Source organism: Streptomyces sp. NPDC004065 (assembly GCF_044903565.1).
Lineage (GTDB): Bacteria > Actinomycetota > Actinomycetes > Streptomycetales > Streptomycetaceae > Streptomyces.
The window spans coordinates 24,137-48,682 of the sequence record NZ_JBJDQT010000008.1 but is presented as its reverse complement, the minus strand read 5'-3'; the positions used below and the strand labels follow the sequence as shown (position 1 = coordinate 48,682).

Annotated in this window: 26 protein-coding genes and 1 riboswitch; of the genes, 13 read left to right on the top strand and 13 right to left on the bottom strand. The window is 71.2% G+C overall.

The features are described from left to right. The first annotated feature begins 116 nt into the window (after positions 1 to 116). Entirely contained in the window at positions 117 to 977 is an 861-nt protein-coding gene (locus ACI2LW_RS11890; RefSeq protein ID WP_404731052.1) for a hypothetical protein, read from the top strand. Between the two features lie 93 nt (positions 978 to 1,070). Here the strand turns inward: ACI2LW_RS11890 and thiC are convergent, their stop codons facing one another. Next, complete coding sequence (thiC, locus tag ACI2LW_RS11885; protein ID WP_404731051.1) at positions 1,071 to 2,876, bottom strand: phosphomethylpyrimidine synthase ThiC; 1,806 nt, start codon at positions 2,874 to 2,876, stop codon at positions 1,071 to 1,073. Next, positions 2,869 to 3,045: riboswitch (TPP riboswitch) on the bottom strand. Its footprint overlaps the gene before it by 8 nt. Positions 3,046 to 3,116: 71 nt before the next feature. Here thiC and ACI2LW_RS11880 point away from each other — a divergent pair. Beyond that, positions 3,117 to 4,604: a YibE/F family protein gene (locus ACI2LW_RS11880; RefSeq protein WP_404731050.1), complete on the top strand. Its 1,488-nt coding sequence runs from the start codon at positions 3,117 to 3,119 to the stop codon at positions 4,602 to 4,604. Between the two features lie 112 nt (positions 4,605 to 4,716). Here the strand turns inward: ACI2LW_RS11880 and ACI2LW_RS11875 are convergent, their stop codons facing one another. From ACI2LW_RS11875 to ACI2LW_RS11860, 4 genes are all read right to left on the bottom strand, one after another. After that, on the bottom strand, positions 4,717 to 5,154 hold the full coding sequence (locus tag ACI2LW_RS11875; RefSeq protein WP_404731049.1) for an SsgA family sporulation/cell division regulator: 438 nt from the start codon (positions 5,152 to 5,154) through the stop codon (positions 4,717 to 4,719). Between the two features lie 97 nt (positions 5,155 to 5,251). After that, positions 5,252 to 6,187 carry an IclR family transcriptional regulator gene (locus ACI2LW_RS11870; RefSeq protein WP_404731048.1) on the bottom strand — a complete coding sequence of 312 codons (936 nt, stop codon included), beginning with the start codon at positions 6,185 to 6,187 and terminating at the stop codon, positions 5,252 to 5,254. A gap of 187 nt (positions 6,188 to 6,374) precedes the next feature. Then, positions 6,375 to 6,587 carry a DUF5326 family protein gene (locus ACI2LW_RS11865; protein ID WP_404731047.1) on the bottom strand — a complete coding sequence of 71 codons (213 nt, stop codon included), beginning with the start codon at positions 6,585 to 6,587 and terminating at the stop codon, positions 6,375 to 6,377. 178 nt (positions 6,588 to 6,765) lie between these two features. Further along, positions 6,766 to 7,083, bottom strand: a complete 318-nt coding sequence (locus ACI2LW_RS11860) for a cupin domain-containing protein (RefSeq protein ID WP_404731046.1) — start codon at positions 7,081 to 7,083, stop codon at positions 6,766 to 6,768. Between the two features lie 48 nt (positions 7,084 to 7,131). Here ACI2LW_RS11860 and ACI2LW_RS11855 point away from each other — a divergent pair, with 48 nt between their 5' ends. The 5 genes from ACI2LW_RS11855 (at position 7,132) to ACI2LW_RS11835 (ending at position 11,688) form a co-directional block, all read left to right on the top strand. After that, positions 7,132 to 7,509, top strand: coding sequence for a phage holin family protein (locus ACI2LW_RS11855; RefSeq protein WP_404731045.1), 378 nt, complete (start codon positions 7,132 to 7,134; stop codon positions 7,507 to 7,509). A gap of 107 nt (positions 7,510 to 7,616) precedes the next feature. Continuing rightward, positions 7,617 to 8,798, top strand: a complete 1,182-nt coding sequence (locus ACI2LW_RS11850) for a cystathionine gamma-lyase (RefSeq protein ID WP_404731044.1) — start codon at positions 7,617 to 7,619, stop codon at positions 8,796 to 8,798. A 287-nt stretch (positions 8,799 to 9,085) separates the two neighbouring features. Continuing rightward, the gene (locus ACI2LW_RS11845) at positions 9,086 to 9,991 is read left to right on the top strand and encodes a LysR family transcriptional regulator (protein WP_404731043.1); all 906 of its coding nucleotides are present in this window, start codon (positions 9,086 to 9,088) and stop codon (positions 9,989 to 9,991) included. 146 nt (positions 9,992 to 10,137) lie between these two features. Further along, on the top strand, positions 10,138 to 10,620 hold the full coding sequence (locus ACI2LW_RS11840) for an NUDIX domain-containing protein (RefSeq protein ID WP_404731042.1): 483 nt from the start codon (positions 10,138 to 10,140) through the stop codon (positions 10,618 to 10,620). A 201-nt stretch (positions 10,621 to 10,821) separates the two neighbouring features. Continuing rightward, the gene (locus tag ACI2LW_RS11835) at positions 10,822 to 11,688 is read left to right on the top strand and encodes a GNAT family N-acetyltransferase (protein WP_404731041.1); all 867 of its coding nucleotides are present in this window, start codon (positions 10,822 to 10,824) and stop codon (positions 11,686 to 11,688) included. Between the two features lie 129 nt (positions 11,689 to 11,817). Here the strand turns inward: ACI2LW_RS11835 and ACI2LW_RS11830 are convergent, their stop codons facing one another. Together ACI2LW_RS11830 and ACI2LW_RS11825 are read right to left on the bottom strand one after the other, a co-directional pair. Further along, the gene (locus ACI2LW_RS11830; RefSeq protein WP_404731040.1) at positions 11,818 to 12,240 is read right to left on the bottom strand and encodes a heme-binding protein; all 423 of its coding nucleotides are present in this window, start codon (positions 12,238 to 12,240) and stop codon (positions 11,818 to 11,820) included. 163 nt (positions 12,241 to 12,403) lie between these two features. Beyond that, on the bottom strand, positions 12,404 to 13,633 hold the full coding sequence (locus ACI2LW_RS11825) for an MFS transporter (RefSeq protein ID WP_404731039.1): 1,230 nt from the start codon (positions 13,631 to 13,633) through the stop codon (positions 12,404 to 12,406). Between the two features lie 140 nt (positions 13,634 to 13,773). Between ACI2LW_RS11825 and ACI2LW_RS11820 the strand changes: the two genes are divergently transcribed. Together ACI2LW_RS11820 and ACI2LW_RS11815 are read left to right on the top strand one after the other, a co-directional pair. Next, positions 13,774 to 14,238, top strand: coding sequence for a MarR family winged helix-turn-helix transcriptional regulator (locus ACI2LW_RS11820; protein ID WP_404731038.1), 465 nt, complete (start codon positions 13,774 to 13,776; stop codon positions 14,236 to 14,238). Positions 14,239 to 14,339: 101 nt separating this feature from the next. Then, positions 14,340 to 14,792, top strand: coding sequence for a GNAT family N-acetyltransferase (locus ACI2LW_RS11815; RefSeq protein ID WP_404731037.1), 453 nt, complete (start codon positions 14,340 to 14,342; stop codon positions 14,790 to 14,792). Positions 14,793 to 14,892: 100 nt separating this feature from the next. Here the strand turns inward: ACI2LW_RS11815 and ACI2LW_RS11810 are convergent, their stop codons facing one another. Both ACI2LW_RS11810 and dnaB read right to left on the bottom strand, forming a co-directional pair. Beyond that, positions 14,893 to 16,293, bottom strand: coding sequence for a serine hydrolase domain-containing protein (locus ACI2LW_RS11810; protein WP_404731036.1), 1,401 nt, complete (start codon positions 16,291 to 16,293; stop codon positions 14,893 to 14,895). Between the two features lie 47 nt (positions 16,294 to 16,340). Continuing rightward, positions 16,341 to 17,816 (bottom strand): replicative DNA helicase, encoded by a 1,476-nt coding sequence (dnaB, locus tag ACI2LW_RS11805; RefSeq protein WP_404731035.1) that lies wholly within the window; start codon positions 17,814 to 17,816, stop codon positions 16,341 to 16,343. Between the two features lie 461 nt (positions 17,817 to 18,277). On the opposite strand from dnaB, the gene ACI2LW_RS11800 reads away from it, so the two are divergent. Then, positions 18,278 to 19,615, top strand: a complete 1,338-nt coding sequence (locus ACI2LW_RS11800) for an MATE family efflux transporter (RefSeq protein WP_404731034.1) — start codon at positions 18,278 to 18,280, stop codon at positions 19,613 to 19,615. A 196-nt stretch (positions 19,616 to 19,811) separates the two neighbouring features. On the opposite strand, the gene rplI is transcribed toward ACI2LW_RS11800, so the two are convergent. The 4 genes from rplI to rpsF all read right to left on the bottom strand — a co-directional run bounded on the left by rplI (position 19,812) and on the right by rpsF (position 21,517). After that, on the bottom strand, positions 19,812 to 20,258 hold the full coding sequence (gene rplI, locus ACI2LW_RS11795) for a 50S ribosomal protein L9 (protein ID WP_404731033.1): 447 nt from the start codon (positions 20,256 to 20,258) through the stop codon (positions 19,812 to 19,814). Between the two features lie 18 nt (positions 20,259 to 20,276). Beyond that, positions 20,277 to 20,513 carry a 30S ribosomal protein S18 gene (gene rpsR, locus ACI2LW_RS11790; RefSeq protein WP_003949403.1) on the bottom strand — a complete coding sequence of 79 codons (237 nt, stop codon included), beginning with the start codon at positions 20,511 to 20,513 and terminating at the stop codon, positions 20,277 to 20,279. 57 nt (positions 20,514 to 20,570) lie between these two features. Next, a complete protein-coding gene (locus tag ACI2LW_RS11785; protein WP_404731032.1) occupies positions 20,571 to 21,152 on the bottom strand; it encodes a single-stranded DNA-binding protein in 582 nt (193 codons plus the stop codon). A gap of 74 nt (positions 21,153 to 21,226) precedes the next feature. Continuing rightward, positions 21,227 to 21,517, bottom strand: coding sequence for a 30S ribosomal protein S6 (gene rpsF, locus ACI2LW_RS11780; protein ID WP_009189556.1), 291 nt, complete (start codon positions 21,515 to 21,517; stop codon positions 21,227 to 21,229). 276 nt (positions 21,518 to 21,793) lie between these two features. On the opposite strand from rpsF, the gene ACI2LW_RS11775 reads away from it, so the two are divergent. The 3 genes from ACI2LW_RS11775 (at position 21,794) to ACI2LW_RS11765 (ending at position 24,539) form a co-directional block, all read left to right on the top strand. Further along, positions 21,794 to 22,123, top strand: coding sequence for a hypothetical protein (locus ACI2LW_RS11775; protein ID WP_404731031.1), 330 nt, complete (start codon positions 21,794 to 21,796; stop codon positions 22,121 to 22,123). 173 nt (positions 22,124 to 22,296) lie between these two features. Then, positions 22,297 to 23,418, top strand: a complete 1,122-nt coding sequence (femX, locus tag ACI2LW_RS11770; protein ID WP_404731030.1) for a peptidoglycan bridge formation glycyltransferase FemX — start codon at positions 22,297 to 22,299, stop codon at positions 23,416 to 23,418. Between the two features lie 89 nt (positions 23,419 to 23,507). Beyond that, positions 23,508 to 24,539: an alanine racemase gene (locus ACI2LW_RS11765; RefSeq protein ID WP_404731029.1), complete on the top strand. Its 1,032-nt coding sequence runs from the start codon at positions 23,508 to 23,510 to the stop codon at positions 24,537 to 24,539. Positions 24,540 to 24,546: the final 7 nt, after the last annotated feature.

Here is a 24,546-nt window from a genome sequence, read left to right as displayed (position 1 = left end):
CCTGTCACCGCGCGCCGTCGCGGCTCTACCATCGGCTTATCCGTAGCAGGCTCCCCTCCGTTTCTGCCCGACGGCTCGCCGCCGTGCGAGCCCCAAGCCCTACGGAGCATCGGGGGATGCACATGAACAGCGTTCCGCAGCACCTGCTGAGCGAGGACCGCCAGGAATACGAGCGGATCCTCGATGAGGCGCTGCGCTCCGCCCCACACCGCCCGGAACTGGCCGCGGTCGGACAGCGGCTCAACCCGGAACAACTGCGCACCATGGCTCTCAACGCCACCGCACTGATCACGGCCGCCGCGGCGACCGAGTACCACTACTACGTCAAGGTCCGCGAGGAGCTGCGCCGGCCGGCCCCGCCCTCCGCGCCGTCCGTCCGGGAGAGCGGCTCCGCCGAACCGGGCGGGGCGCCGGCGGGACTCACCGCGGTGAGCGAGGTCGCCGAGGCCACCGGTGCGGGCGCCGGCGCCGTCGTCGCCGTCCTCGCCCCGGTGCTGGCCGGTGTCGCCGCGGCCCTCTTCCTCCTCGTCGGCTACGTCCTGAAGGTGCTCGACCCGGCCCCGGCCTTCGCCCAGACCATGATCACCACCGGCTGGGTGTTCGGCGCGGTGACCGCCGGAGCGATCCTCGCCGCCGCCGTCGGACTGCTGCTCACCGCCCTGCGCAACCGTCCGTCGCTGGAGGCCGGACCCTACGGCGAGCTCGGCGAGGAGGTCGCCCGCGCCCGGGAGGCCTGGCACGACGCCCTGCTGGAACAGGGCATCCTGCCGTTCCTGCGCGACGCGCTCGCGGACGCCGGGCCGGACCAGGCGCGCCGCACGGCTCCCTCGGCACCCACCGGCCGCATCCCGCAACTGGGCTACGACCGTCCCGGTTTCAGCAGCCCGAACGACACGGCATCGGGCTCCCGCCCGAGCTTCACCAGCCCCGACTTCACCAGCCCGGACTTCGGCGGCCCCGAACACCAGCCGGACTGACCACCGCCCGGCCCCGGCAAAGGTTCGCCCTCCGCTCGGCCGGCCGGCGCGAGGGAGGGGAACCGACGTCGGAGCCGAGCGTCCCGTGGGGGCTCAGTCGGTGATCGGCAGATACACCCGGTTGCCCGCCGCGGCGAACTCCTCGGACTTCCGCGCCATGCCTTCCTCGATCTCGGCGGCACTGGCGCCGTGTTCACGGCGGATGTCCTGGGATATCCTCATCGAGCAGAACTTCGGCCCGCACATCGAGCAGAAGTGGGCCGTCTTGGCCGGTTCGGCCGGGAGGGTCTCGTCGTGGAACTCCCGTGCCGTGTCCGGGTCGAGCGCCAGGTTGAACTGGTCCTCCCACCGGAACTCGAAGCGGGCGTCGGACAGCGCGTCGTCCCACTCCTGCGCGCCCGGGTGGCCCTTGGCGAGATCCGCCGCGTGGGCGGCGATCCTGTAGGTGATGACCCCGGTCTTGACGTCGTCGCGGTTGGGCAGGCCCAGGTGCTCCTTGGGCGTGACGTAGCAGAGCATGGCCGTACCCCACCAGGCGATCATCGCGGCGCCGATGCCCGAGGTGATGTGGTCGTACGCCGGGGCGACGTCCGTGGTCAGCGGGCCGAGCGTATAGAACGGGGCCTCGTCGCAGATCTCCTGCTGGAGGTCGATGTTCTCCTTGATCTTGTGCATCGGGACGTGTCCCGGGCCCTCGATCATGGTCTGTACGCCGAAACGCCGGGCGACGCGGTTGAGCTCCCCGAGCGTGCGCAACTCCGCGAACTGGGCCTCGTCGTTGGCGTCCGCGATCGAGCCCGGCCTCAGACCGTCGCCCAGCGAGTAGGTGACGTCGTAGGCCGCGAGGATCTCGCAGAGCTCCTCGAAGTGCTCGTAGAGGAACGACTCCTTGTGGTGCGCGAGGCACCAGGCCGCCATGATCGAGCCGCCCCGCGAGACGATGCCGGTCTTGCGGTTCGCGGTCAGCGGCACGTACGGCAGGCGCACCCCGGCGTGGACGGTCATGTAGTCCACCCCCTGCTCGGCCTGCTCGATGACGGTGTCCTTGTAGATCTCCCAGGTCAGTTCCTCGGCCCGGCCGTCGACCTTCTCCAGTGCCTGGTAGAGCGGCACCGTGCCGATCGGGACGGGGGAGTTGCGCAGCACCCACTCACGGGTGGTGTGGATGTTCCGGCCGGTGGAGAGGTCCATGACCGTGTCGGCGCCCCAGCGGGTCGCCCAGGTCATCTTCTCGACCTCCTCCTCGATGGACGAGGTCACCGCGGAGTTGCCGATGTTGGCGTTGACCTTCACCAGGAAACGCTTGCCGATGATCATCGGCTCGATCTCCGGGTGGTTGACGTTGGCCGGCAGTACCGCCCGGCCCGCCGCGATCTCCTCGCGGACCACCTCGGCGGAGACGTTCTCCCGGATCGCCACGAACTCCATCTCCGGCGTGATCTCGCCGCGGCGCGCGTAGGCGAGCTGGGTCACCGCCCGGCCGTCACGTCCCCGGCGCGGCTGCCGCGGCCGTCCGGGGAACACCGCGTCGAGATTGCGCAGTCCGCCGCGCGGTGAGGTGTGCCTGATGCCGTCGTCCTCGGGGCGGACGGGTCGGCCCGTGTACTCCTCGGTGTCCCCGCGGGCGACGATCCAGTTCTCCCGCAGCGGTGGCAGGCCCCTGCGGACGTCGGTGGTGACGAGTGGATCGGTGTACGGGCCGGAGGTGTCGTACAGCGTCACCGACTGCCCGTTGGTGAGATGCACCTGACGGACCGGCACCCGTAGATCGGGGCGTGAACCCTCGATGTACGCCTTGTGCCAGCCGACGGACTTCCCGGCCTCCTCGCGCGCCGCGGGGTCGTTCCCGCGGTCGGAGTCCTGCGTGGAGGCAGGCGTGCGTGCGTCCTTGTCGGTCATGAGACCTACTCCCTACGCCGGCATTACCCGGTAACAGGTTCGGCGGTCGACGCAGCGGTTCTCATCCCCCGTACTCCGCCTGGAACAGCGCTTGTTCCACGTGAAACACGGCGAGGATGAGGGTCAGCGCCCTCTCAGCCCGGTGCTCCGAGCTCCCGCGTGTGCAAAGGTGCCTCCACGCTAGCGTCATCCGTGGCGCGGTGAACAGTGGGCCTCCGCCCGGCTTGCGATGATCGACCGGTGACCACCACGCAGCAGTTCCCCCCTCCGCCCTCCGATCCGCACCGCGACGACGGCGGCGGAGACGGTCCGCGGGGCGGTGGCAGGCAGGGCCAGGGGCAGGGCAAGGGGCGCGGAGACGGGTACGGACCGCCTCCGCGCGACCTCGCCCACAGCCACGGTCACGGCCACGGTCACGGGCACGGCCACGGCCCGGCCGCTCCTGTCTCCCGGCACCTGCGCAAAGTCATCGCGGCGGTCCTGATCCCGTTCGCCGCGGCGGTGCTGGCCGGACTCGTCGTCCTGTGGCCCGGCGGCACTCCCTCGCACGAGCGTACGGGCGTGGGTTTCGACCGGCAGACGCAGCGGGCCACGGTCGCGGAACTGGCCGAGGTGAGCTGCGCGTCCGTGAACTCCGCCGGAGGCACCACCGGCGGCGGGGACGCGGCGGCGGGCGCACCCGCCGTGCCGGACCCGGCCGTGGGGGCGCTGCGGCCCGCCACCTGCAAGAGGGCCACCGTCCGGGTCGACTCCGGGAAGGACGAGGGCCGCACCTTCACCGAGATCGTGCGGCCGGACCAGTCACGGCAGCTGCACCGGGGCGAGAAGGTCGTGGTCGCCTACGAGCCCTCCGCGCCACGGGAGTTGCAGTACTCGGTCGTCGACGTCGACCGGCGCCTCCCGGTGGGGCTGCTGGCCGGTGTCTTCGCGCTGGCCGTCGTGGTCGTCGGGCGGATGCGGGGGGTGATGGCGCTGGCCGCGCTGGCGATCAGCTTCCTGGTGCTGGACCTGTTCGTGCTGCCCGCGATTCTGCAGGGCTCGAACCCCCTGGTCGTGGCCGTGGTGGGGGCGAGCGCCATCATGCTGCTCGCCCTGTACATGTGCCACGGCCTGTCCGCCCGCACCTCGGTGGCGGTGCTCGGCACCCTGGTCTCGCTGGTGCTGATCGGCATCCTGGGCTCGCTGTTCATCGGCTGGACCGCGCTCACCGGCAACACCGACGACGACACCGGGCTGATCCACGGTCTGTATCCCGGGATCGACATGAGCGGTCTGCTGCTCGCCGGGGTCATCATCGGGTCGCTCGGCGTCCTGGACGATGTGACGGTGACCCAGACGTCGGCGGTCTGGGAACTCCACCAGGCCAATCCGGCGATGGGCCGGCGCGGACTGTACCGCGCGGGCCTGCGCATCGGACGGGACCACATCGCCTCCGTCGTCAACACCCTCGTCCTGGCCTACGCCGGCGCTGCCCTGCCGTTGCTGCTGCTGTTCTCGGTGGCGCACAGCGGTGTGGGCACCGTGGCCAACAGCGAGCTCGTCGCGGAGGAGATCGTGCGGACCCTGGTGGGGTCGATCGGCCTGGTCGCCTCGGTGCCGGTCACCACGGCGCTCGCGGCTCTGGTGGTCTGCGCGGACCGGCCTCGGCCGGGTCGGCCGGCCGCCGTGTCCGCCGCGCCCGTGCCGGCCCCGGCGCGCGGGGGCAGGGGGCGGCGCCGCAGGCGCTGACAGGGGCGGGGGGCGCGGTGGCCTGGTGGTGGTGTGGTGGCGTGCCGGGTGGCGCGTGAGGAAGCGTTACGCCACTGTTGCGCGCCCCTGCCGCACATCGGCGTTCCCGCTCTCAGCCCGCGCTCTGCTCCTCCGCGAGGATGCGGTCGAGGGCCTCGTCCAGATGGGCGTCGAAGTCCGCGAGGGCTCCCTCCTGGCCCAGCGGCACGAGCTTGTCCGTACGGTCGAGAAAGGCCACCAGCGGTGCCGTGGAGGAGCGGAACAGAGCCCGGTCGCCGCCGACCTGGAGCCGGATCAGGACCTCGCTCAGCGAGTCGGTGTCCGCCGGTGAGATGCGCACGTCGCCGTCACCGCACGGGGTGCCGACCCCGTCGATCAGCAGTTCCCGTCCGAAGGCCCAGGTCACGGGCGCGTCGCCGGGAAGGTGGAAGGTCAGCCGCACGGCATAGGGATCACAGGTCTCGTACCGCAGCTCCACCGGGATGCGGAAGGAGAGCTCCTCGGACACGAGAAAGCTCATCATGACCTCTGCCTGTACGGACTCGCCCATCGCTACCCCGTCATCTGCCGTCGACTGGCCGGGAATCATCCCCGTGACATGGGAGCATCTTGCTCAACGTACACGACAGATCACAAGGAGTGAGTTTTCAGATACTGATAGAGAGGGCGAGGGAGCCCGCATGCCGCTCCACCGCGGCCTGCAGCGACCGGGCCGCCGGCAGCAGCCGGTCGGACTGATGAGCGGGGAGGGAAAGGGCGACCGTGGCCGCCGCGGTGCCCAGCGTGAGGGGCACCGCGGCGCAGACCGTGCCGAGCGCGTACTCCTGGCGCTCGGTGACCGGTTCCCCGCGCCGGAACCGGTCCAGACGTCTGAGCAGGGTGTGTTCGTCACGCACCGTGTAGGGGGTGAGGGACCGCGCGGGATGGCGGGCGAGGTGGTCGCGCCGTTCGCTCTCGTCGAGCTGGGACAGCAGGCACTGGCCGATCGCGTGGGCGTGGCCGGTCTCGCGGAAACCGGCCCACTCCTCCACCGCGGGGGTGCCGGGGGTGTCGGAGACGCACATGACGTCGATCTCACCCTCCCGGTAGACCGCGTAATACACCGGTGCACCGATCGAATCACGCCACTGTGCGAGGGCGTCGGCGATCGTGCTGCGACGTTTCTGCGCCGCCGCGCTGCCGCTCAGCCGCTCCGCCGCGTCGCCGAGGAAGAACAGGCCCCGGTCGCGGTTCAGATAGCCCTCGTGGACCAGGGTGCGCAGCAGGTGGTAGGCGGTCGGCAGGGCCAGCCCGGTCTCACGGGCCAGTTGCTTGGCGGGTGCTCCGTGCTGGTGCCGGGCCACGGTCTCCAGCAGGCGCAGCGCGCGCTGCACCGACCCGATGAGCGTCTGGGACGACTGGGGCCCGGTCCCGGTCCCGCAGGTCCGGGACGCGCGGGCCTGCTGCTGCTCCGGCACCGCGGCCCGGGGCTCGACGGCGGCCGCCGAGCGCGGCTGGGCGGGCAGCGTGGTGGAGCGGGACGACGGCCGGGGAGCGGCCGGCGTGCGCGGTTCCGCGGGTGGTGCGGTGTCAACCGTGGCCAAGGGTCACTCCCGGAGGCGAGGTGGCAGCCCGTGCGGGGACACGGGTGGGGTGCCGCCCGCGGGGCAGGCCCCGCGTCGATTTCCGGACTTTATCCGTCTGACACCGCTCAGAGACGGCCTGTGCGGAAAACTTCCCTCCCCCGAGGGAACCGGTGATTGGCGTTACCGGTCACCGGTCCCGCCGGACTCACCAGTCGCTGCGCGAGGAGGAACTCGACATGAACTTCCGCACGACGTAGATCAGTCCGCCGACCAGGGCCACGAACACCAGCACCTTGAACAGCAGGCCGATCACGAAGCCGACCACGCTGGCGATCACACCGCCGAACACGACCAGGGCGATGACCGGCACCGCGACCCACTTCACCCACCACGGCAGACCCGCGAAAAGCTCTCGCATTGCCCTCGTCCCTACCTCTCCGCCCGCTTCGTGCCGGGTCCTGTCCGTGTCCGGCGTCCTCGTGTGCCGGACTCTTCCCTGTCCTGCACCCGATGCTAGGGCCGGGCCGGGGCCCGGCGGGGGCCGCGGATCCCTTGTCCTCCCCTGACCGATCCCCTAGGGAACCCCCGGCGGCGCCTCACGCTTCCGGCGGAGAGAACACCACCAGCACCCGCAGGTCCTCGCTGATGTGGTGGAACTTGTGGACCACCCCGGCCGGCACGTAGACCACGCTGCCGCGCGCCACCTCGGTGGTCTCCGCGCCGACGGTGATCGACGCGCGGCCGCTCACGACGAAGTACACCTCGTCCTGCTTGTGCGGCTGCTGCGGGTCGTGCTCGCCCGCGTCGAGTGCGTACAGACCGACCGACATGTTCCGCTCGCGCAGGAACTGCAGGTAGGCGCCGTCATTGGCGGCCCGCTCCGCCTCCAGTTCGTCCAGCCGGAATGCTTTCATCGTCCTCGCCCGTATTCGTGATCGATCCCATCTGCCACGATCAGACACATGAAGAATTTCGTAGTCAAGACGATCGCCAACGCGGGCGCCCTGGCGGTCGCCGTCTGGCTGCTCGACAAGATCACGCTGACCGGCGACAGCACCGCGAAGAAGGCCGGCACCCTGATAGTCGTCGCCCTGGTCTTCGGCCTGGTCAACTTCCTGGTCAAGCCGATCGTGAAGGTGCTGACCTTCCCGCTGTTCATCCTGACGCTCGGGCTGATCACCCTGGTGGTCAACGCGCTGATGCTGCTGCTCACCTCGTGGGTGTGCGGCAAGCTGGACCTGAGCTTCCACGTCGAGGGCTTCTGGACCGCGGTGGTCGGCGGCCTGGTCGTCTCGGTGGTGTCCTGGGCACTGCACGTGGTGCTGCCCGACGAGGACTGAGCGCCCCGGCGGCCCTCTCGGGGCACCGGGCGGTGCCCCGAGAGGGTGGAGGCGGTGGGCGCCGGCCTGCTCACCGCGGTACGAGAGCACGGGAAGGGACGGACGGCATGAACGAATCCGCTGGGCAGGACCGGGACGGCGGGCGCGAGGGCTCCGGTTCCCCCGCCGGCGCCGGAGAGGGCACCCGCGCGGTGCGGGCGGGACTGCCCGAGCCGGTGAAGTACGAACCCACGCTCCCGGGGCCGGTGTTCGCCGCCCACTTCCACCTGCCGGGCGAGCCGACGGGCCCCTACACCTACGGCCGCGACGAGAACCCCACCTGGACCCTGCTGGAGCGGGCCGTCGGCGAACTGGAGGCGCCCGGGCAGGGCGACGTGGACACGCTGGTGTTCGCCTCCGGCATGGCCGCCATCTCCTCCGTGCTCTTCTCCCAGCTGCGCGCGGGCGACGCGGTGGTGCTGCCCAGCGACGGCTACCAGGCGCTGCCCCTGGTGGGCGACCAGCTCCGGGCGTACGGCATCGAGGTGCGCACCGCGCCGACCGGCGGGGACGCCCAGCTCGACGTGCTGGAGGGTGCGCGGCTGCTGTGGATCGAGTCCCCGTCGAACCCCGGACTCGACGTGTGCGACATCCGGCGGCTGGTCGAGGCGGCGCACGCGCGCGGCGCGCTGGTCGCCGTCGACAACACCCTCGCGACGCCGCTCGGCCAGCGCCCGCTGGCGCTCGGCGCGGACTTCTCGGTGGCCAGCGGCACCAAGCAGCTCACCGGGCACGGGGACGTCCTGCTCGGTTACGTCGCCGGGCGCACCGGCGAGGCGATGGCGGCCGTACGGCGGTGGCGCAAGATCGTGGGGGCGATCCCGGGGCCGATGGAGGCATGGCTCGCGCACCGTTCCATCGCCACGCTGCAGCTGCGCGTCGAACGGCAGAACGCCTCCGCCCTGGCCCTCGCCGAGGCGCTGAGCGACCGCCCCGAGGTGAGCGGACTGCGCTATCCGGGACTGCCCGGTGACCCGTCGCACAAGGTCGCCTCGCAGCAGATGCGGCGCTACGGCTGCGTGGTGTCCTTCACGCTGCCCACCCGTGCGCGCGCCGAGCGTTTCCTCCAGGAGCTGCGGCTCGTGGACGACGCGACCAGCTTCGGCGGGGTGCGTTCCACGGCCGAGCGGCGCGGACGCTGGGGCGGTGACGCCGTGCCGGAGGGCTTCATCCGCATGTCGGTGGGCGCCGAGGACCCCGAGGACCTGGTGGCGGACGTGCTGCGAGCGCTGGACGCGTCGGCCCGGTGACGGCGGGCGGAGGCCGGGTTCGGGTCCGTCCGTGCCTGACGGGCGGTCCGAGCCTCCCCCCTCGTGGCTCGGACCGCCCTCGGTTCCGCGCGCGAAGAACCGCGCGACCAAGGCTAGTTGACTCTCTGTCAGTGTCCAATCACAGTAGCGACAGAGACCTATCGACATATTTATAGTTGGGCGCGGCCGGGGGGCCGAGGAACCGGAGTCCGGGAGGAGCGGGCTGGAGAACCCAGCCGGGGAACCCGGGCCCGGCGAAGGAACGCCGACAGGGGAGAGGGCGGGCCGTGGATCTGGCGTTGCTGCGTACGTTCGTGACGGTGCACCGGGCTGGCTCCTTCACCCGGGCGGCAGCGTTGCTCGGGCTCTCCCAGCCGGCCGTCACCTCGCAGATCCGCACCCTGGAACGGCAGCTGGGCCGCCCCCTGTTCCTGCGCCAGGCCCGCGGGGTGACGCCCACGACGATCGGGGACGAGCTCGCCCACAAGGCCGCGCCGCATCTGGACGCCCTGGTGGAGATCACCGAGTCCGGCCTCGACGAGGACTCGTCCTTACGCACGCTGCACCTGGCCGGACCGCCCGAGTTCACCGCGGAACGCGCGCTGCCCGCCCTGACCAAGCTGGCCGACGACGCCGGCCAGGGCTTCGCCCTGCGCGCCTCGTTCGGCACCGCGGAGGAGGTGCTGGAGGGACTGTCCGCCGGACACCACGATCTGGCCATCACGACGGCCCGGCCCCGAGGCGCCCTGCTCACGGCGACCGCGCTGTGCGACGAGGAGCACATCCTGGTCGCCGCCCCGCGCTGGGCACAGAAGATCGGCGCCGCACCGCTGCACCGGGAGGACCTGGCCGCCCTGGACGGCATCCCGGTCGTCGAGGTCCATGAGTCGCTTCCCTTCGTCGCCCGCTACTGGGCGTCGGTCTTCGACCGCCGGCCGACCGCGCCGGGCACCGTGGTCGTGCCGGATCTGCGCGCCGTCCTCGCCTGCACGGCGGCGGGCGCGGGGCTCGCGGTGCTGCCCCGCTATCTGTGCGCCGTGGCGCTGGAGCGTGGTGACGTCGTGGCGCTGCACGATCCGGCGGTGCCGCCGCTGCGCACCTATGTCCTGGTGGTGCGCACCGGCACACTGGCGATGCCGCACATCGCGCGGGCCCACGAGTGGCTGCTGCGCTCGGCCGCAGACTGGTGCTGACCAGCACCGGAGGAGCCGCCCGGGCGCGAGCCCCGGCACGGGTCGGTCTCCCGTCCGCCGCACTTCCCGGCTCCGCTCACCCGGCGGGCTCGTCCGGTGACGATACGCGATGTTTCACGTGGAACCAGCCGGGCCACATTTCTCCCATGACCGTCCGACCCGTGGTCAAGCGCACCGCCCGCGCCGTTCTGCTCGACGGCGACGACCTGATCCTGATCAAGCGCACCAAGCCCGGTGTCGATCCCTACTGGGTCACGCCCGGTGGCGGGGTCGAGCCGGAGGACACCACCGTCGTCGACGCCCTGCACCGCGAGGTGTACGAGGAACTCGGCGCCAAGATCACCGATGTGGTGCCCTGCTTCGTGGACACCGTGGAGCACATCGGCGAGGACGGCGGCGCGACCGGTGTCAAAGTGCAGCACTTCTTCGTCTGCCGTCTGGAGTCCATGGACCCGGCCCTGCGGCACGGGCCGGAGGTGGACGAGCCGGCTGGAGAGTACGAGATCGTCCGGGTTCCCTTCACCCGTGTCGGCATCGCCTCCGTACACCTCGTTCCGCTCTCGCTCAGGCACTACCTGGACGGGAACATCGAAGGGGTACGCGCCATGCACGCCCCGGATCTGGGCTGAGGCCGACAACGCTTCACACCTGCCTCACCAGGGCATGGGCGTCCCCCGGGTCCTGAGGGTAGGGCCGCTCCCGGTGTTTCACGTGAAACACCCGGCATCAGGACGTTCGCCGTCCGGGAGAGCGGGGACATGGCCAAAACCGCGTATGTTCCCGTGGAAACGGGTGGACGGGGCGGGTGCCGGTCGGACAGCCTGACCTGCGTGCCGACTTTTTCTCCCACCGCTCTCCCCATTCACCGTCTGACGCTCCGTGACCTCACCGCGTGCGCCGACTTGTCCGAGGACCGGGGGTGGCAGCGCGAGGAGCACAAGTGGGGCCTCCTCCTCACGGCGGGGAAGGGGTACGGCATCGACGACCCCGACGGCGGACTCGTCGCCGCGTGCGTCGTCACGGAGTTCGGGCCGCAGGGACGGCCGGATCTGGGCGCCATCGGCATGGTGCTGGTCGCGTCGCGTCACGCACGCCAGGGTGTCGGCCGCCGGCTGATGCGGCATGTGGTCTCCACGATGGGCACCACGCCCTTGACGCTGCACGCGACACCGTACGGCCGTCCGCTGTACGAGGAACTCGGCTTCAAGGTCACCGGCCGGGCGGAAATGGTGTGCGGGCGCTTCACACCGGACGGGTGGCCCTCCCCTGTCGCCACGCGCGCGGCCACCGCGGAGGACCTGCCCGCCGTCCTCCGGCTGGACGAGGAGGTGTTCGGCGCCGACCGCACCCTCCTGCTCACCCGGCTGCCCGCCTTCGCCGACCGGTTGCGGGTGGCCGAGGAGGACGGCCGGATCACCGGGTACGCGGCCGCCTGGCCCAACATGGAGACCCACGTGGTGGGCCCGCTGATCGCCCGGGACGTCGAGACGGCCAAGGCTCTCGTCGCCTCGCTCGCCGCGCACACCGACCGTCCGCTGCGCACCGACATCGATGTACGCCACGAGGACCTGCTGGCCTGGATGAAGGAGCGCGGGCTGGCGTCCGTCGCCTTCAACGCCGTCATGACGTACGGCATCGGAGACCTGCCCGGGGACTGGTCGCGGAGGTTCGCCCCGCTGACCGTGGCCGCGGCCTGACCCGGCGGGGCGGCCCGGGACAGTGCCGTTCCGGCCCGGGCCGGGACGCGAGCCGGCGCCGTTCCACCCCGGCCTCACCGCCGGTCCCCGTGAGGTCGGGGACCGGCGTCCGGGTCTGCCGGAATCGGGTCAGGCCAGCGCTTCGACGGCGGCCAGGGCGAAGGAGTGGTCCTGCTCCGGGGCGCCGCCACCCACCCCGATCGCTCCGATCAGCCTGCCGTCGCGCCGCACGGGCACACCGCCCGCGATGAACAGCAGCGGCCGGTCCAGCGCGGTGGGCAGGGTGTGGAAGAGGCCTCCGGGCTGCACCGCGTCGACGAGGTCGGCCGTGGGCGTGTCCAGCTGGAGCGCCGTGTAGGCCTTGCGGGTGCTGGTCTCTCCGGAGATCAGGACGGCACGGTCGTCCCGCCGGAAGAGGAGCGGATGGCCGCCCGCATCCAGCACGGTGACGCTGACGGTGACCCCGGCGGCCTCCGCCGCCCGGCGGGCGGCGTGGGCGAGGGTCTCGGCGTCCTGGGTGGTCAGCGGGGCGACTGCGGTGGTCGTGCTCATCGGGGAGTTCTCCTTGTGGTCGTGCGTGAGTGGCTGCCGCGGCAGGGCGGCACCGGCGTGGCCCGCACGGGTACGGCGGGGGACGGCCGGGCGGGACGCGTGACGACGGTGGGACAGGGAACGGCGCGGGGACGGCCCTGGCCTCGCGCCGTACGGCCCCGGGTCAGTGGTGGACGGCGCTGCGGGGCTCGGCGGAAGCGGTGCGGGGTCCGCCCGCGGTGACGCCGGTGACGGCCGTGCCGGAGTCGCCGGTGCGGCGTTCCAGGGCGGAGGAGAGCACGGCGAGGACCAGGGCGGCCGCGGCGAGGGCGGCGCCGACCCAGTTCGGCGCGGTGTAGCCGAGTCCGGCCGCGATGACCAGGCCGCCCAGCCAGGCGGAGAGCGCGTTGCCCAGGTTGAAGGCGCCGATGTTGACGGCCGAGGCCAGCGTCGGGGCGCCGTGCGCCTGGTCGAGGACGCGCTTCTGAAGCGGCGGGACGGTGGCGAACCCCAGCGCGCCGATCAGCACGACGGTGACGGCCGCGGCGACCTTGTCGTGCGCGGTGAGGGTGAAGAGGGCGAGGACGACGGCGAGGGCGCCCAGGGAGACGTACAGCATGGGCATCAGCGCGCGGTCGGCGAACCGGCCGCCGAGGAGGTTGCCGCCCACCATGCCGAGGCCGAACAGGACCAGCAGCCAGGTGACCGAGCCGTCCGCGAAGCCGGTGACCCGGGTCATCATGGGCGCGATGTAGGTGATGGCGGCGAAGACACCGCCGAAGCCAAGGACCGTCATCGCCATGGCGAGCAGTACCTGGACGTTCTTGAAGGCGGCCAGCTCATGACGCAGCCGTACGCCCTGCGGCCGGGGGATCTCCGGTACCAGCCGGGCGATGCCGGCCAGTCCCACGACCCCGAGGGCGGCGACCGCGGCGAAGGTGACACGCCAGCCGGCGTGCTGTCCCACCAGGGTGCCGAGCGGCACGCCCACCACGTTGGCGATGGTCAGACCGGTGAACATCATCGCGATGGCCCCGGCCTTCTTGTGCGGGGCGACCAGATCCGCGGCGACGACCGAGCCGATGCCGAAGAACGCGCCGTGGGCGAGTGAGGCGACCACGCGGCCGATCAGCATGACCGCGAAGGCGGGAGCGAGCGCGGAGAGCAGGTTGCCCGCGACGAACAGCCCCATCAGCAGCATCAGCATCCGCTTGCGCGAGACCTTGGTACCGAGCACGGTCATCAGCGGGGCGCCGAACATGACGCCGAGCGCGTAGCCGGTCACCAGGAGGCCGGCGGTGGGGATGGAGACGCCGAAGTCGGTCGCGACCTCGGGCAGCAAGCCCATGATCACGAATTCGGTCGTTCCGATCCCGAAGGCCCCGATCGCGAGGGCCAGAAGCGCGAGAGGCATGGGGACAGACCTTCCCAATTGATTGCAGGTGCGCTTTGCGTGCGTTCACAATAGTTGCATACGCGGGCTACATGCAAACGAGGTCTATTGCGGCACTGCCCTATCCTGGAGACAGCCGCTCGGGACGGAGGAGAACGCCCATGACAGCGACGGACCCCGCGCTCACCGCCCTGGCCCAGGGCTGGTCCGCCCTGGCCCTGCTGCACGGACGGATCGAGGCACACATCGAGCGCGCCCTGCAGGCCGGGCACGGCCTGAGCGTGCGCGAGTACTCCCTGCTCGACGTGCTGAGCCGGCAGCACGAGGGCGAAGGGGGCCATCTGCAGATGAAGCAGGTCGCCGACGCCGTGGTGCTCAGCCAGAGCGCCACCACGCGGCTGGTCACGCGGCTGGAGGACCGGGGCCTGCTGGAGCGGTATCTGTGCCCCACCGACCGCCGCGGCATCTACACCAACGTCACCGCCGCGGGTCTGAAGCTGCTGGAGGAGGCCCGGCCGACCAACGACGCCGCCCTGCGCAGGGCCCTGGACGAGGCGGCGAAGAATCCGGAGCTGGCACCGCTGGTCAAGGCCGTGGAGTCGCTGCACACGCCGGCATCGGCCTGATCCCCCGCCCGGTGTGCACAGCCGGGCGGCACCCTGCGGCCCGCGGCATCCAGCGGCCCGGCCCGCCGGACCCAGGGACGGGCACGCGTAGGGTGCCGCTCATGGGAGATCTCGAGATACGTGCCGCCACCGCCGACGACGTCCCCGCCATCGTGGACATGCTCGCGGACGACCCGCTGGGGGCGGGCCGCGAGTCGCCGGACGACCTCGAGCCGTACCTGATCGCATGGGAGCGGCTGCACCGCGATCCGCACCAGCACCTCGTCGTCGCCGAGCGCGACGGGCGCGTCGTCGGCACGCTCCAGCTGTCCGTCATTCCCGGGCTGTCCCGGCGCGGCGCGACCCGCTCGGTCATCGAGGCGGTCCGCGTGCACCCCGGCGAGCGCGGTGGCGGCCTGGGCACGGAGCTCATCCGGTGGGCGGTCGACACCTCGCGCCGCGAGGGGTGCCGGCTGGTCCAGCTGACGTCGGACAGGACGCGCACCGACGCCCACCGCTTCTACGAACGGCTGGGCTTCGAGGCGTCCCACCTGGGATTCAAGCTCCCCCTCTGAGAGCCGGCCCGCGAGCCTGTCCGACGGCGTCCATCCGAAACCGGCTGTCCGATCCCGGCGGTCCGATCCCGACTGTCCGATGGCGGCTATCCGATGGCGGCTATCCGATGCCGCGCCACCCCTCCGGGTCCACGCCGCCGGGGACGGACGCGTCCTCGTCGTAGGGCCGGCGGGTGAACACGAACGATCCGAGATCCAGGTGGTCCACGCTTCCGTCGGCCCGGCGCACGGCGCTCAGCACCTCCCCGGCGTAGTAGCCCTCGAGGCCCGTCCAGGTGCCGTCACCGTTGGCCCGGAACCGCGAACGCCGGCCGCCGCCGGTCAGCGGCTCCAGCGCGAGCAGCCCGTCGGCCGTCAGCCGGAGGCCGAAGCCCTGGGTCCCCCAGTACCAAGGGCCCGCCAGCTCGAGCACCGCCGGGTCCGCCTCCCGCATCGGCCGCCACGGCCCGGGCATGCGCGGCTCGGCCTCGGCGACGATACGGACGAGGTCGGCGCCCACCGTGGCCGGCTGCGGGCCCGAGGTGCAGTTGGCGAGCACGACGGCGGCCACGTCGTCCTCCAGGCCGATGCTGAGGGAGGCGAGGAAGCCCGGCAGCGATCCGGTGTGGCCCACCACGAGGCGCTCCCCCCACCGCCGCACCTCCAGTCCCAGGCCGTACGCGTACCCCGAGGCCACGTCCGCGGCCTCGGGCGGGGCGGCCGGGGTGCGCATCTCCCGCAGCGAGCGGGCGCTCAGCACCCGGTCGTCGCCCCTGGCCAGGAAGACCGCGAACCGGGCCAGGTCCCCCGTCGTCGACCAGAGCTGACCGGCCGGAGCCATCCGGCCGAGATCCTGGGCGGGCTCGGGGAGCATCACGTCCGCCCAGGGGTGCACCGCCCAGCCGTCCGCGTACGGCGGGCTGGGACGAACACTCGTCCGGTTCAGCTCCAGAGGTTCGAGCACTTCGCGCCGAAGGACGTCCGCCCACGGAGCACCGCGCACCTCCTCCACCAGCGCCCCCAGCAGGGTGTAACCGGGATTGGAGTAGTGGAAGCGACGGCCGGCCGGATGCCGCCGCGGCTCCTCGCCCAGTACGTCGCCGAGTTCCGGGCGCAGCGTGCCCGGTGTCCTCTCCCACCAGGGCGCGGGCGACTCGGCGGCGAGACCGCCCGTGTGGGACAGCAGCGCGGCGACAGTGGCCTCCCCCGCCCCGGTGCCCGGCAGATGCTTCTCCAGCGGGTCCGCCAGGTCGAGCACACCCTCGTCGCGCAGTCGCAGCACGAGCACGGCGGTGAAGGTCTTGGTGATCGAGCCGATCCGGTACTGCGTGTTCCGGTCCGGCCTGTTCTCGTCGGGCCCGTGGCCGTCCGCCGAGGTGCGCGCCCCGTGCCAGACCGTCCGGCCGTCGCGTACGACCGCCGCGACCAGTGACGGGGCCCGGCCCTCGCTCTGCGCCACGGCGATCCGGTGCGCCAGCGCGCGGCGCGTACCGGGAAGCAGTTCGTCCTGAGAAGTCGTCATGCCCCAAGTCCAGCCGCTGCGCCCGTCCGCGTCGAGTGCTGTGCCGCTCAGGTCTGGGCCATGTCCACGAAGCGCGAGTAGTGGCCCTGGAAGGCGACCGTGATGGTCGCGGTCGGGCCGTTCCGGTGCTTGGCGACGATCAGGTCGGCCTCGCCGGCGCGCGGCGACTCCTTCTCGTAGGCGTCCTCGCGGTGCAGCAGGATGACCATGTCGGCGTCCTGCTCGATGGAGCCGGACTCACGCAGGTCCGAGACCATGGGCTTCTTGTCCGTGCGCTGCTCGGGTCCGCGGTTGAGCTGGGACAGCGCGATCACCGGGATCTCCAGCTCCTTGGCCAGCAGCTTGAGGTTGCGGGACATGTCCGAGACCTCCTGCTGCCGGCTCTCGGCGCGCTTGGCACCACCGGACTGCATCAGCTGGAGATAGTCGATGACCACCAGCTTGAGGTCGTTGCGCTGTTTGAGCCGGCGGCACTTGGCGCGGATCTCCATCATCGACAGGTTGGGGGAGTCGTCGATGTAGAGCGGGGCGGCGGAGACGTCCGGCATCCGCCGGGCCAGCCGCGTCCAGTCCTCGTCGGTCATGGTGCCCGAGCGCATGTGGTGCAGGGCGACGCGGGCCTCGGCGGACAGCAGGCGCATCGCGATCTCGTTGCGCCCCATCTCCAGCGAGAAGATGACGCTGGGCAGGTTGTGCTTGATCGACGCCGCCCGGGCGAAGTCCAGGGCGAGCGTCGACTTGCCCATCGCGGGGCGGGCGGCGATGACGATCATCTGCCCGGGGTGCAGGCCGTTGGTCAGCGAGTCGAAGTCGGTGAACCCGGTGGGAACCCCCGTCATCTCCCCGCTGCGGGAGCCGATCGCCTCGATCTCGTCGAGAGCGCCCTCCATGATGTCGCCCAGCGGCAGGTAGTCCTCACTGGTGCGCTGCTCGGTGACGGCGTAGATCTCGGCCTGGGCGCGGTTGACGATCTCGTCGACGTCGTCGTCGGCCGCGTACCCCATCTGTGTGATGCGGGTGCCGGCCTCGACCAGGCGGCGCAGGACGGCCCGCTCGTGGACGATGTCCGCGTAGTACGCGGCGTTGGCCGCCGTGGGCACGGTCTGCACCAGCGAGTGCAGGTACGAGGCACCGCCCACCTTGTTGATCTCGCCGCGCTTGGTGAGCTCGGCGGCGATGGTGATCGGATCGGCGGGCTCGCCCTTGGCGTAGACGTCGAGGATCGCCTGGTAGATCGTCTCGTGCGCCGGCTTGTAGAAGTCGTGGCCCTTGAGGATCTCGACGACGTCGGCGATGGCGTCCTTGGACAGGAGCATGCCGCCGAGGACGGACTGCTCCGCGTCGAGGTCCTGCGGGGGGACCCGTTCGAACGACGGGCCGCCGCCGTCCCACGCGCTCTCCGGTCCGCGGTCGTGCTGCTCGTCGCGGGTACGGCCGCCGTCGGGGCGCCGACGGGAGGCGGGCAGTCGATCACTGGGCCCGCTGTCGGCCCAGGGGTCGTCCAGGGGCTCGGAAATGCTCACCGGGCGACCTCCTCCCGTCCGCCGAGCGGACCTCGCCGTGCCCCTCAGTTCTACGGCACGGCACTGACATATGAGAGGCCCATCTCCGCTTGTGGCTCGCCGGTTTTGTGACGCTTCGGCAGGCCGGTGGACGGAGCGGGCGCCGGACCACGGTAGGCCCCTCGGGGGCGTCAGCCAATCTGGTTATCCACAGGCCATGTGGACGACGGGCCGGATGCTGTGGAGAACTCCTCGAAACCTGTGCACGAGCCGGTGGACAGGGCTGTGAACAAGCCCTTGACCCCTCCCCACACCCCTCCACTGACCTGGCCTTTTGCCGTCCACCGGCTGTGCAGAAGAAAAAACTTCGCACTGGGATCAAGATCGCTTCGAACGGTGCGCACATGTGCGCGCCACCCGGCCATGAGTAAGGACCACACACGCTTTGCATCTCTTACCTGTGGACGATTACATTGGTGCGCATGACACAGGCCCCCGCACGCCCCGCACCGGCCCGGCGCCGGCACGACCGGGAGATCGTCGCGCTCGCCGTCCCGGCCTTCGGCGCGCTCGTCGCCGAACCGCTGTTCGTGATGGCCGACAGCGCGATCGTCGGCCATCTCGGCACGGCTCAGCTCGCCGGACTCGGGGTCGCGTCGGCCCTGCTGACGACCGCGGTCAGCGTCTTCGTCTTCCTCGCCTACGCCACCACGGCCGCCGTCGCCCGGCGGGTGGGCGCGGACGACCTCGCGTCCGCCATCCGCCAGGGCATGGACGGCATCTGGCTGGCCCTGCTGCTGGGCGCCCTCGTCATCGTCATGGTCCTGCCCACCGCTCCGGCCCTCGTGAGCCTGTTCGGCGCCTCCCCCACGGCCGCTCCGTACGCGACCACGTATCTGCGTATCTCGGCTCTCGGCATCCCCGCGATGCTTGTCGTGCTGGCGGCCACGGGAGTCCTGCGCGGACTGCAGAACACCAGGACCCCCCTGTATGTCGCGGTGGCCGGCTTCGTCGCCAACGCGGCTCTCAACGCGGGCCTGGTGTACGGCGCCGGGCTCGGCATCGCCGGGTCGGCCTGGGGCACCGTCATCGCGCAGTGCGCCATGGCCGCCGTCTACCTCGCCGTCGTCGTCCGCGGCGCCCGCCGGTACGGCGCCTCCCTGCGCCCGGACACCGCCGGCATCCGGGCGTCCGCCCAGGCCGGGGCTCCCCTGCTCGTGCGCACGCTCTGCCTGCGGGCGATCCTGCTGATCGCCACCGCGGTCGCGGCCCGCCTCGGTGACGCGGACATCGCCGCCCACCAGATCATCCTGTCCCTGTGGAGCCTGCTCGCCTTCGCGCTCGACGCCATCGCCATCGCCGGGCAGGCCATCATCGGGCGCTTCCTGGGGGCGGGAGACGCGGCCGGCGCCCGGGAGGCGTGCCGCCGCATGGTGCAGTGGGGCGTCGCCGTCGGTGTGGTCCTCGCTCTGCTGGTGATCGTGGCCCGTCCGGTCTTCCTGCCGCTGTTCACCGCCGACTCCACGGTGAAGGACGCCGCACTGCCGGCGCTGCTGATGGTGGCGCTCTCCCAGCCGGTCTGCGGGGTGGTCTTCGTGCTGGACGGGGTGCTCATGGGCGCGGGCGACGGCCCCTATCTGGCCTGGGCGATGCTGCTCACTCTGGCGGTGTTCACCCCGGCCGCGCTCGCGGTCCCCGCGCTCGGCGGCGGGCTCACCGCCCTGTGGGCGGCGATGACCCTCATGATGACCGTGCGGATGCTGACGCTGTGGCTGCGGGCCCGTTCGGGCCGCTGGGTGGTGACCGGCGCGACCCGCTGAGCGCCGTTTCACGTGAAACGTCCCACCCCGCCCCAGGGCGGCGATCCCCTGCCGCACCCGGCCGTGGAGAGGCCTGGAGAAGCCTGGAGAGGCAGGCCATGGAGAGGCCTGGAGAAGCCTGGAGAGGCAGGCCATGGAGAAGGGCCGCACCCAAGGGGGTGCGGCCCTTCTCCCAGCTGTTCGGCCGAGCGTGCGATCAGCCCGCGACGACCTCGACGGCGACCTTGGCGGCAACCTCGGGGTGCAGACGCACGGACGTCTCGTGGGCGCCCAGGGTCTTGATCGGAGCGGACAGCTCGATGCGGCGCTTGTCGACCTCGGGGCCACCGGAAGCCTTGATCGCCGAGGCGATGTCGGCCGGGGTGACGGAACCGAAGAGACGGCCGGAGTCGCCGGAGCGGACGGCCAGACGGACCTTCACACCCTCGAGCTGGGCCTTGATCTGGTTGGCCTGCTCGATGGTCTGGATCTCGTGGATCTTGCGAGCACGACGGATCTGCTCGACGTCCTTCTCGCCACCCTTGGTCCAGCGGATCGCGAACTTCCGCGGGATCAGGTAGTTGCGAGCGTAACCGTCCTTGACGTCGACGACGTCGCCCGCGGCACCGAGGCCGGAGACCTCGTGGGTAAGGATGATCTTCATCAGTCGGTCACCCTTCCCTTAGCGCGCGGTGGAGGTGTAGGGCAGCAGCGCCATCTCACGGCTGTTCTTGACAGCCGTGGCGACGTCACGCTGGTGCTGCGTGCAGTTGCCGGTCACGCGGCGGGCACGGATCTTGCCGCGGTCGGAAATGAACTTCCGCAGCATGTTCGTGTCCTTGTAGTCCACGTACGTGACCTTGTCCTTGCAGAACGCGCAGACCTTCTTCTTAGGCTTGCGCACAGGCGGCTTCGCCATGGTGTTTCTCCTGTGTGATCAAGAAGTGTGGGTACGGCCCGCCCCCGGTCCGAGGACCTAGAAGGGGGGCTCGTCCGAGTAGCCGCCACCGCCGCCGGAGCCGCCGCCCCAGCCGCCGCCGCCCTGGTTGCCACCGGCGGGAGCGCCGGTCGCCCACGGGTCGTCGGCCGGAGCACCGCCCTGCTGACCGCCGCCGGGGCCGCCGCCCCAGCCGCCGCCGGCCTGGCCGCCACCGCCGCCGTAACCGCCCTGGCCCTGGCCCTGGCCACCGCGGCCGGAGGTCTTGGTGACCTTCGCCGTGGCGTTGCGCAGACTGGCGCCGACTTCCTCGACGTCCAGTTCGTAGACCGTGCGCTTGACGCCCTCGCGGTCCTCGTAGGACCGCTGCTTCAGCCGGCCCTGCACGATGACGCGCATGCCTCGCTGGAGCGACTCGGCGACGTTCTCCGCCGCCTGGCGCCAGACCGAGCAGGTCAGGAAGAGGCTCTCGCCGTCCTTCCACTCGTTCGTCTGGCGGTCGAAGGTGCGGGGGGTGGACGCGACACGGAACTTCGCGACCGCCGCACCGGAGGGGGTGAAGCGCAGCTCGGGGTCGTCGACAAGATTGCCGATGACCGTGATGACGGTCTCGCCTGCCATGGGGGAACCTCTCGACGGGTGTGCTGCTGGCTGCTTGGTGCTGCTCGGATCCCGGGATCAGCTGAGCCGGGGGCTCAGTGGGTCTCGGGGCGGAGGACCTTGGTCCGGAGGACCGACTCGTTCAGGTTCATCTGGCGGTCGAGCTCCTTGACGACCGCAGGCTCGGCCTGCAGGTCGATGACCGAGTAGATGCCCTCGGGCTTCTTCTTGATCTCGTACGCGAGACGACGACGGCCCCAGGTGTCGACCTTCTCGACCTTTCCGCCACCGTCACGGACGACGGAAAGGAAGTTCTCGATCAGCGGGGAGACAGAGCGCTCCTCGAGATCGGGGTCGAGGATGACCATCACCTCGTAGTGACGCATGTGGAACCCACCTCCTTCGGACTCAGCGGCCACGGTCGTTCCGTGGCAGGAGGGTTGTGATGCGCTGGTACCGATGTCCGTGAGTAAAGCAGGCCCCACTGACACTGGGGTCGGTTCGGCCGGACCGGCCGGGCCCGCGCATGGCAGGGCATCGGTACAGAAGACACAGAGTACCCGCCCACCACCGTCCGGTTGAAATTCGGTCCCCAGGGCAGACAATCTGTACACATCGGGTTGTGCAGGGCGAAGCGACATCGCCTTCGACAGGAGGACCCCATGGCACAGATCATGCGGCCGACCAAGCCCAGCAACGGCCTGCTGGCCACGGACGGCAAGCCGCATCCCCTTCAGAACGCGCTGCTGGCCGTGACCGCGGTGCTCGGCCTGATCTCCATCGCCACCGCCCCCGTCTCCGGGCTCCACTACCTGACCGCCTGGACGGGCCTGCTGGGCGTCCTGACCGGCGGATACGGACAGTTCATCTCCGCGACGACACGTGAGCGCTTCGGTCTGGTCCTCGGGCTGGGTGCCTCGGCGATCGGCCTCTTCTTCGGCATGGCCCACGGTGGGCTGTTCGGCATCTTCAACGGATTCGTCGGCGGCTGAGCACGGACCCCGGCCCGCGGCGGCCGGGGTCACGCACGCTCCCACGGGCCCGGGCGCCGAGCACGCGAAGGGCGCCCGTGGCCGGGCCGCGCGCTCCCGAGCGCAGTAGGCTCTGGCGCGAGAGCCGGAGCCCCTGTACCCATGGGGACACGCCAGCCCGAGGAGCGCCCCGAATGAGCCTGACCCTGAGGACCATCAGTCGAGAGCAGCATCTGGCCTACATCCAGAGCCTGCCCGCGGCGAGTCACATGCAGGTTCCGGCGTGGGCGGACGTCAAGGCGGAGTGGCGCTCGGAGAACCTGGGCTGGTTCGACGACCGCACGGGCGAGATGGTCGGCGCCGGCCTGGTCCTCTACCGCCAGCTCCCCAAGATCAAGCGCTACCTCGCCTACCTGCCCGAGGGTCCGGTCATCAACTGGTTCGCGCCGAACCTCGACGACTGGATCCAGCCGATGCTGGCCCACCTGAAGCAGCAGGGCGCGTTCTCGGTGAAGATGGGCCCGCCGGTCGTCATCCGGCGCTGGGACTCCGACACCATCAAGAAGGGCATCCAGGACCCGGACGTGAAGCGTCTGCGCGACCTGGAGGCCGACTTCATCGAACCGCGCGCCTTCGAGGTCGCCGACAAGCTGCGCCGCATGGGCTGGCAGCAGGGCGAGGACGGCGGCGCCGGCTTCGGCGACGTCCAGCCCCGTTACGTCTTCCAGGTGCCGCTGGCGAACCGCTCCCTGGAAGAGGTGCACAAGAACTTCAACCAGCTGTGGCGGCGCAACATCAAGAAGGCCGAGAAGGCGGGCGTCGAGGTGGTCCAGGGCGGCTACCAGGACCTGGCCGAATGGCAGCGGCTGTACGAGATCACGGCCGTGCGCGACCACTTCCGGCCGCGCCCGCTGTCGTACTTCCAGCGCATGTGGACGGCTCTCAACACCGAGGACCCCAACCGCATGCGGCTGTACTTCGCCCGGCACAACGGCGTGAACCTGGCCGCGGCGACGATGCTGATCGTCGGCGGGCACGTCTGGTACTCCTACGGCGCCTCCGACAACATCGGCCGCGAGGTGCGCCCCTCCAACGCCATGCAGTGGCGGATGCTGCGCGACGCCTACGCGCTCGGCGCCACCGTCTACGACCTGCGCGGCATCTCCGACTCGCTGGACGAGACCGACCACCTCTTCGGTCTGATCCAGTTCAAGGTCGGTACCGGCGGGCAGGCCGCCGAGTACCTCGGCGAGTGGGACTTCCCGCTGAACAAGCTGCTCCACAAGGCGCTCGACATCTACATGTCGCGGCGCTGACCCCGGCTTCCCGCTCCTGGCGCTGCGGCACGTCCGGCAGCGTCCTTCCCACCCACACCCCAGCCACGAGAAAGGTTCCGGGTCCGGCCATGGCGCTCACGCTCTACGTCGACACCGCGCGCTGGCGGGCGCACCACAAGCACGTGCAGGAGCAGTTCCCGGGCCTGGTCCCGGTCTGCAAGGGCAACGGCTACGGGTTCGGCCACGAGCGACTGGCGGAGGAGGCGACCCGGCTGGGCGCGGACATCCTCGCCGTCGGCACCACCTACGAGGCCGCGCGCATCAAGGACTTCTTCGGCGGCGACCTGCTGGTGCTCACGCCCTACCGGCGCGGCGAGGAACCGGTTCCGCTGCCGGACCGGGTGATCCGCTCGGTGTCGTCGGTCGACGGGGTCTACGGCCTCGTGGGCGCCCGCGTGGTCATCGAGGTGATGTCCTCGATGAAGCGGCACGGCATCAGCGAACAGGACCTGCCGCAGCTGCACGCCGCGATCGAGAACGTCCGGCTGGAGGGCTTCGCCATCCACCTGCCGCTGGACCGCACCGACGGCTCGGACGCCGTCGAGGAGGTCATCGGCTGGATGGACCGGCTGCGCGCGGCCCGGCTGCCGCTGCACACGATGTTCGTCAGCCACCTCAAGGCGGACGAACTGGCGCGGCTGCAGCAGCAGTTCCCGCAGACCCGCTTCCGCGCCCGGATCGGCACCCGGCTGTGGCTGGGCGACCACGAGGCCACGGAGTACCGGGGCGCGGTCCTGGACGTCACGCGCGTCGCCAAGGGCGACCGGTTCGGCTACCGGCAGCAGAAGGCGGCCTCGGACGGCTTCCTGGTGGTCGTGGCGGGCGGGACCTCGCACGGGGTCGGCCTGGAGGCGCCCAAGGCGCTGCACGGTGTGATGCCGCGTGCCAAGGGCGTGGCGCGGGCCGGTCTGGCCACGGTGAACCGGAATCTGTCGCCGTTCGTCTGGGGCGGCAAGCAGCGCTGGTTCGCCGAGCCGCCGCACATGCAGGTCTCGATCCTCTTCGTGCCCTCGGACGCGCCGGAGCCGAAGGTCGGCGACGAACTGGTGGCCCATCTGCGGCACACCACCACGCAGTACGACCGGCTCGTGGACCGCTAGCCGGTGG

Coding starts and splice junctions, on each gene's coding strand:
- thiC (WP_404731051.1), bottom strand. CDS start 2,876: ATGACCGACAAGGACGCACGCACGCCTGCCTCCACGCAGGACTCCGAC.
- ACI2LW_RS11800 (WP_404731034.1), top strand. CDS start 18,278: ATGACACAGGCCCCCGCACGCCCCGCACCGGCCCGGCGCCGGCACGAC.
- ACI2LW_RS11785 (WP_404731032.1), bottom strand. CDS start 21,152: ATGGCAGGCGAGACCGTCATCACGGTCATCGGCAATCTTGTCGACGAC.
- ACI2LW_RS11890 (WP_404731052.1), top strand. CDS start 117: ATGCACATGAACAGCGTTCCGCAGCACCTGCTGAGCGAGGACCGCCAG.
- ACI2LW_RS11830 (WP_404731040.1), bottom strand. CDS start 12,240: ATGAGCACGACCACCGCAGTCGCCCCGCTGACCACCCAGGACGCCGAG.
- ACI2LW_RS11850 (WP_404731044.1), top strand. CDS start 7,617: ATGAACGAATCCGCTGGGCAGGACCGGGACGGCGGGCGCGAGGGCTCC.
- ACI2LW_RS11825 (WP_404731039.1), bottom strand. CDS start 13,633: ATGCCTCTCGCGCTTCTGGCCCTCGCGATCGGGGCCTTCGGGATCGGA.
- ACI2LW_RS11865 (WP_404731047.1), bottom strand. CDS start 6,587: ATGCGAGAGCTTTTCGCGGGTCTGCCGTGGTGGGTGAAGTGGGTCGCG.
- rplI (WP_404731033.1), bottom strand. CDS start 20,258: ATGAAGATCATCCTTACCCACGAGGTCTCCGGCCTCGGTGCCGCGGGC.
- ACI2LW_RS11775 (WP_404731031.1), top strand. CDS start 21,794: ATGGCACAGATCATGCGGCCGACCAAGCCCAGCAACGGCCTGCTGGCC.
- femX (WP_404731030.1), top strand. CDS start 22,297: ATGAGCCTGACCCTGAGGACCATCAGTCGAGAGCAGCATCTGGCCTAC.
- ACI2LW_RS11810 (WP_404731036.1), bottom strand. CDS start 16,293: ATGACGACTTCTCAGGACGAACTGCTTCCCGGTACGCGCCGCGCGCTG.
- rpsR (WP_003949403.1), bottom strand. CDS start 20,513: ATGGCGAAGCCGCCTGTGCGCAAGCCTAAGAAGAAGGTCTGCGCGTTC.
- ACI2LW_RS11840 (WP_404731042.1), top strand. CDS start 10,138: ATGACCGTCCGACCCGTGGTCAAGCGCACCGCCCGCGCCGTTCTGCTC.
- ACI2LW_RS11765 (WP_404731029.1), top strand. CDS start 23,508: ATGGCGCTCACGCTCTACGTCGACACCGCGCGCTGGCGGGCGCACCAC.
- ACI2LW_RS11820 (WP_404731038.1), top strand. CDS start 13,774: ATGACAGCGACGGACCCCGCGCTCACCGCCCTGGCCCAGGGCTGGTCC.
- rpsF (WP_009189556.1), bottom strand. CDS start 21,517: ATGCGTCACTACGAGGTGATGGTCATCCTCGACCCCGATCTCGAGGAG.
- ACI2LW_RS11815 (WP_404731037.1), top strand. CDS start 14,340: ATGGGAGATCTCGAGATACGTGCCGCCACCGCCGACGACGTCCCCGCC.
- ACI2LW_RS11875 (WP_404731049.1), bottom strand. CDS start 5,154: ATGGGCGAGTCCGTACAGGCAGAGGTCATGATGAGCTTTCTCGTGTCC.
- ACI2LW_RS11860 (WP_404731046.1), bottom strand. CDS start 7,083: ATGAAAGCATTCCGGCTGGACGAACTGGAGGCGGAGCGGGCCGCCAAT.
- ACI2LW_RS11855 (WP_404731045.1), top strand. CDS start 7,132: ATGAAGAATTTCGTAGTCAAGACGATCGCCAACGCGGGCGCCCTGGCG.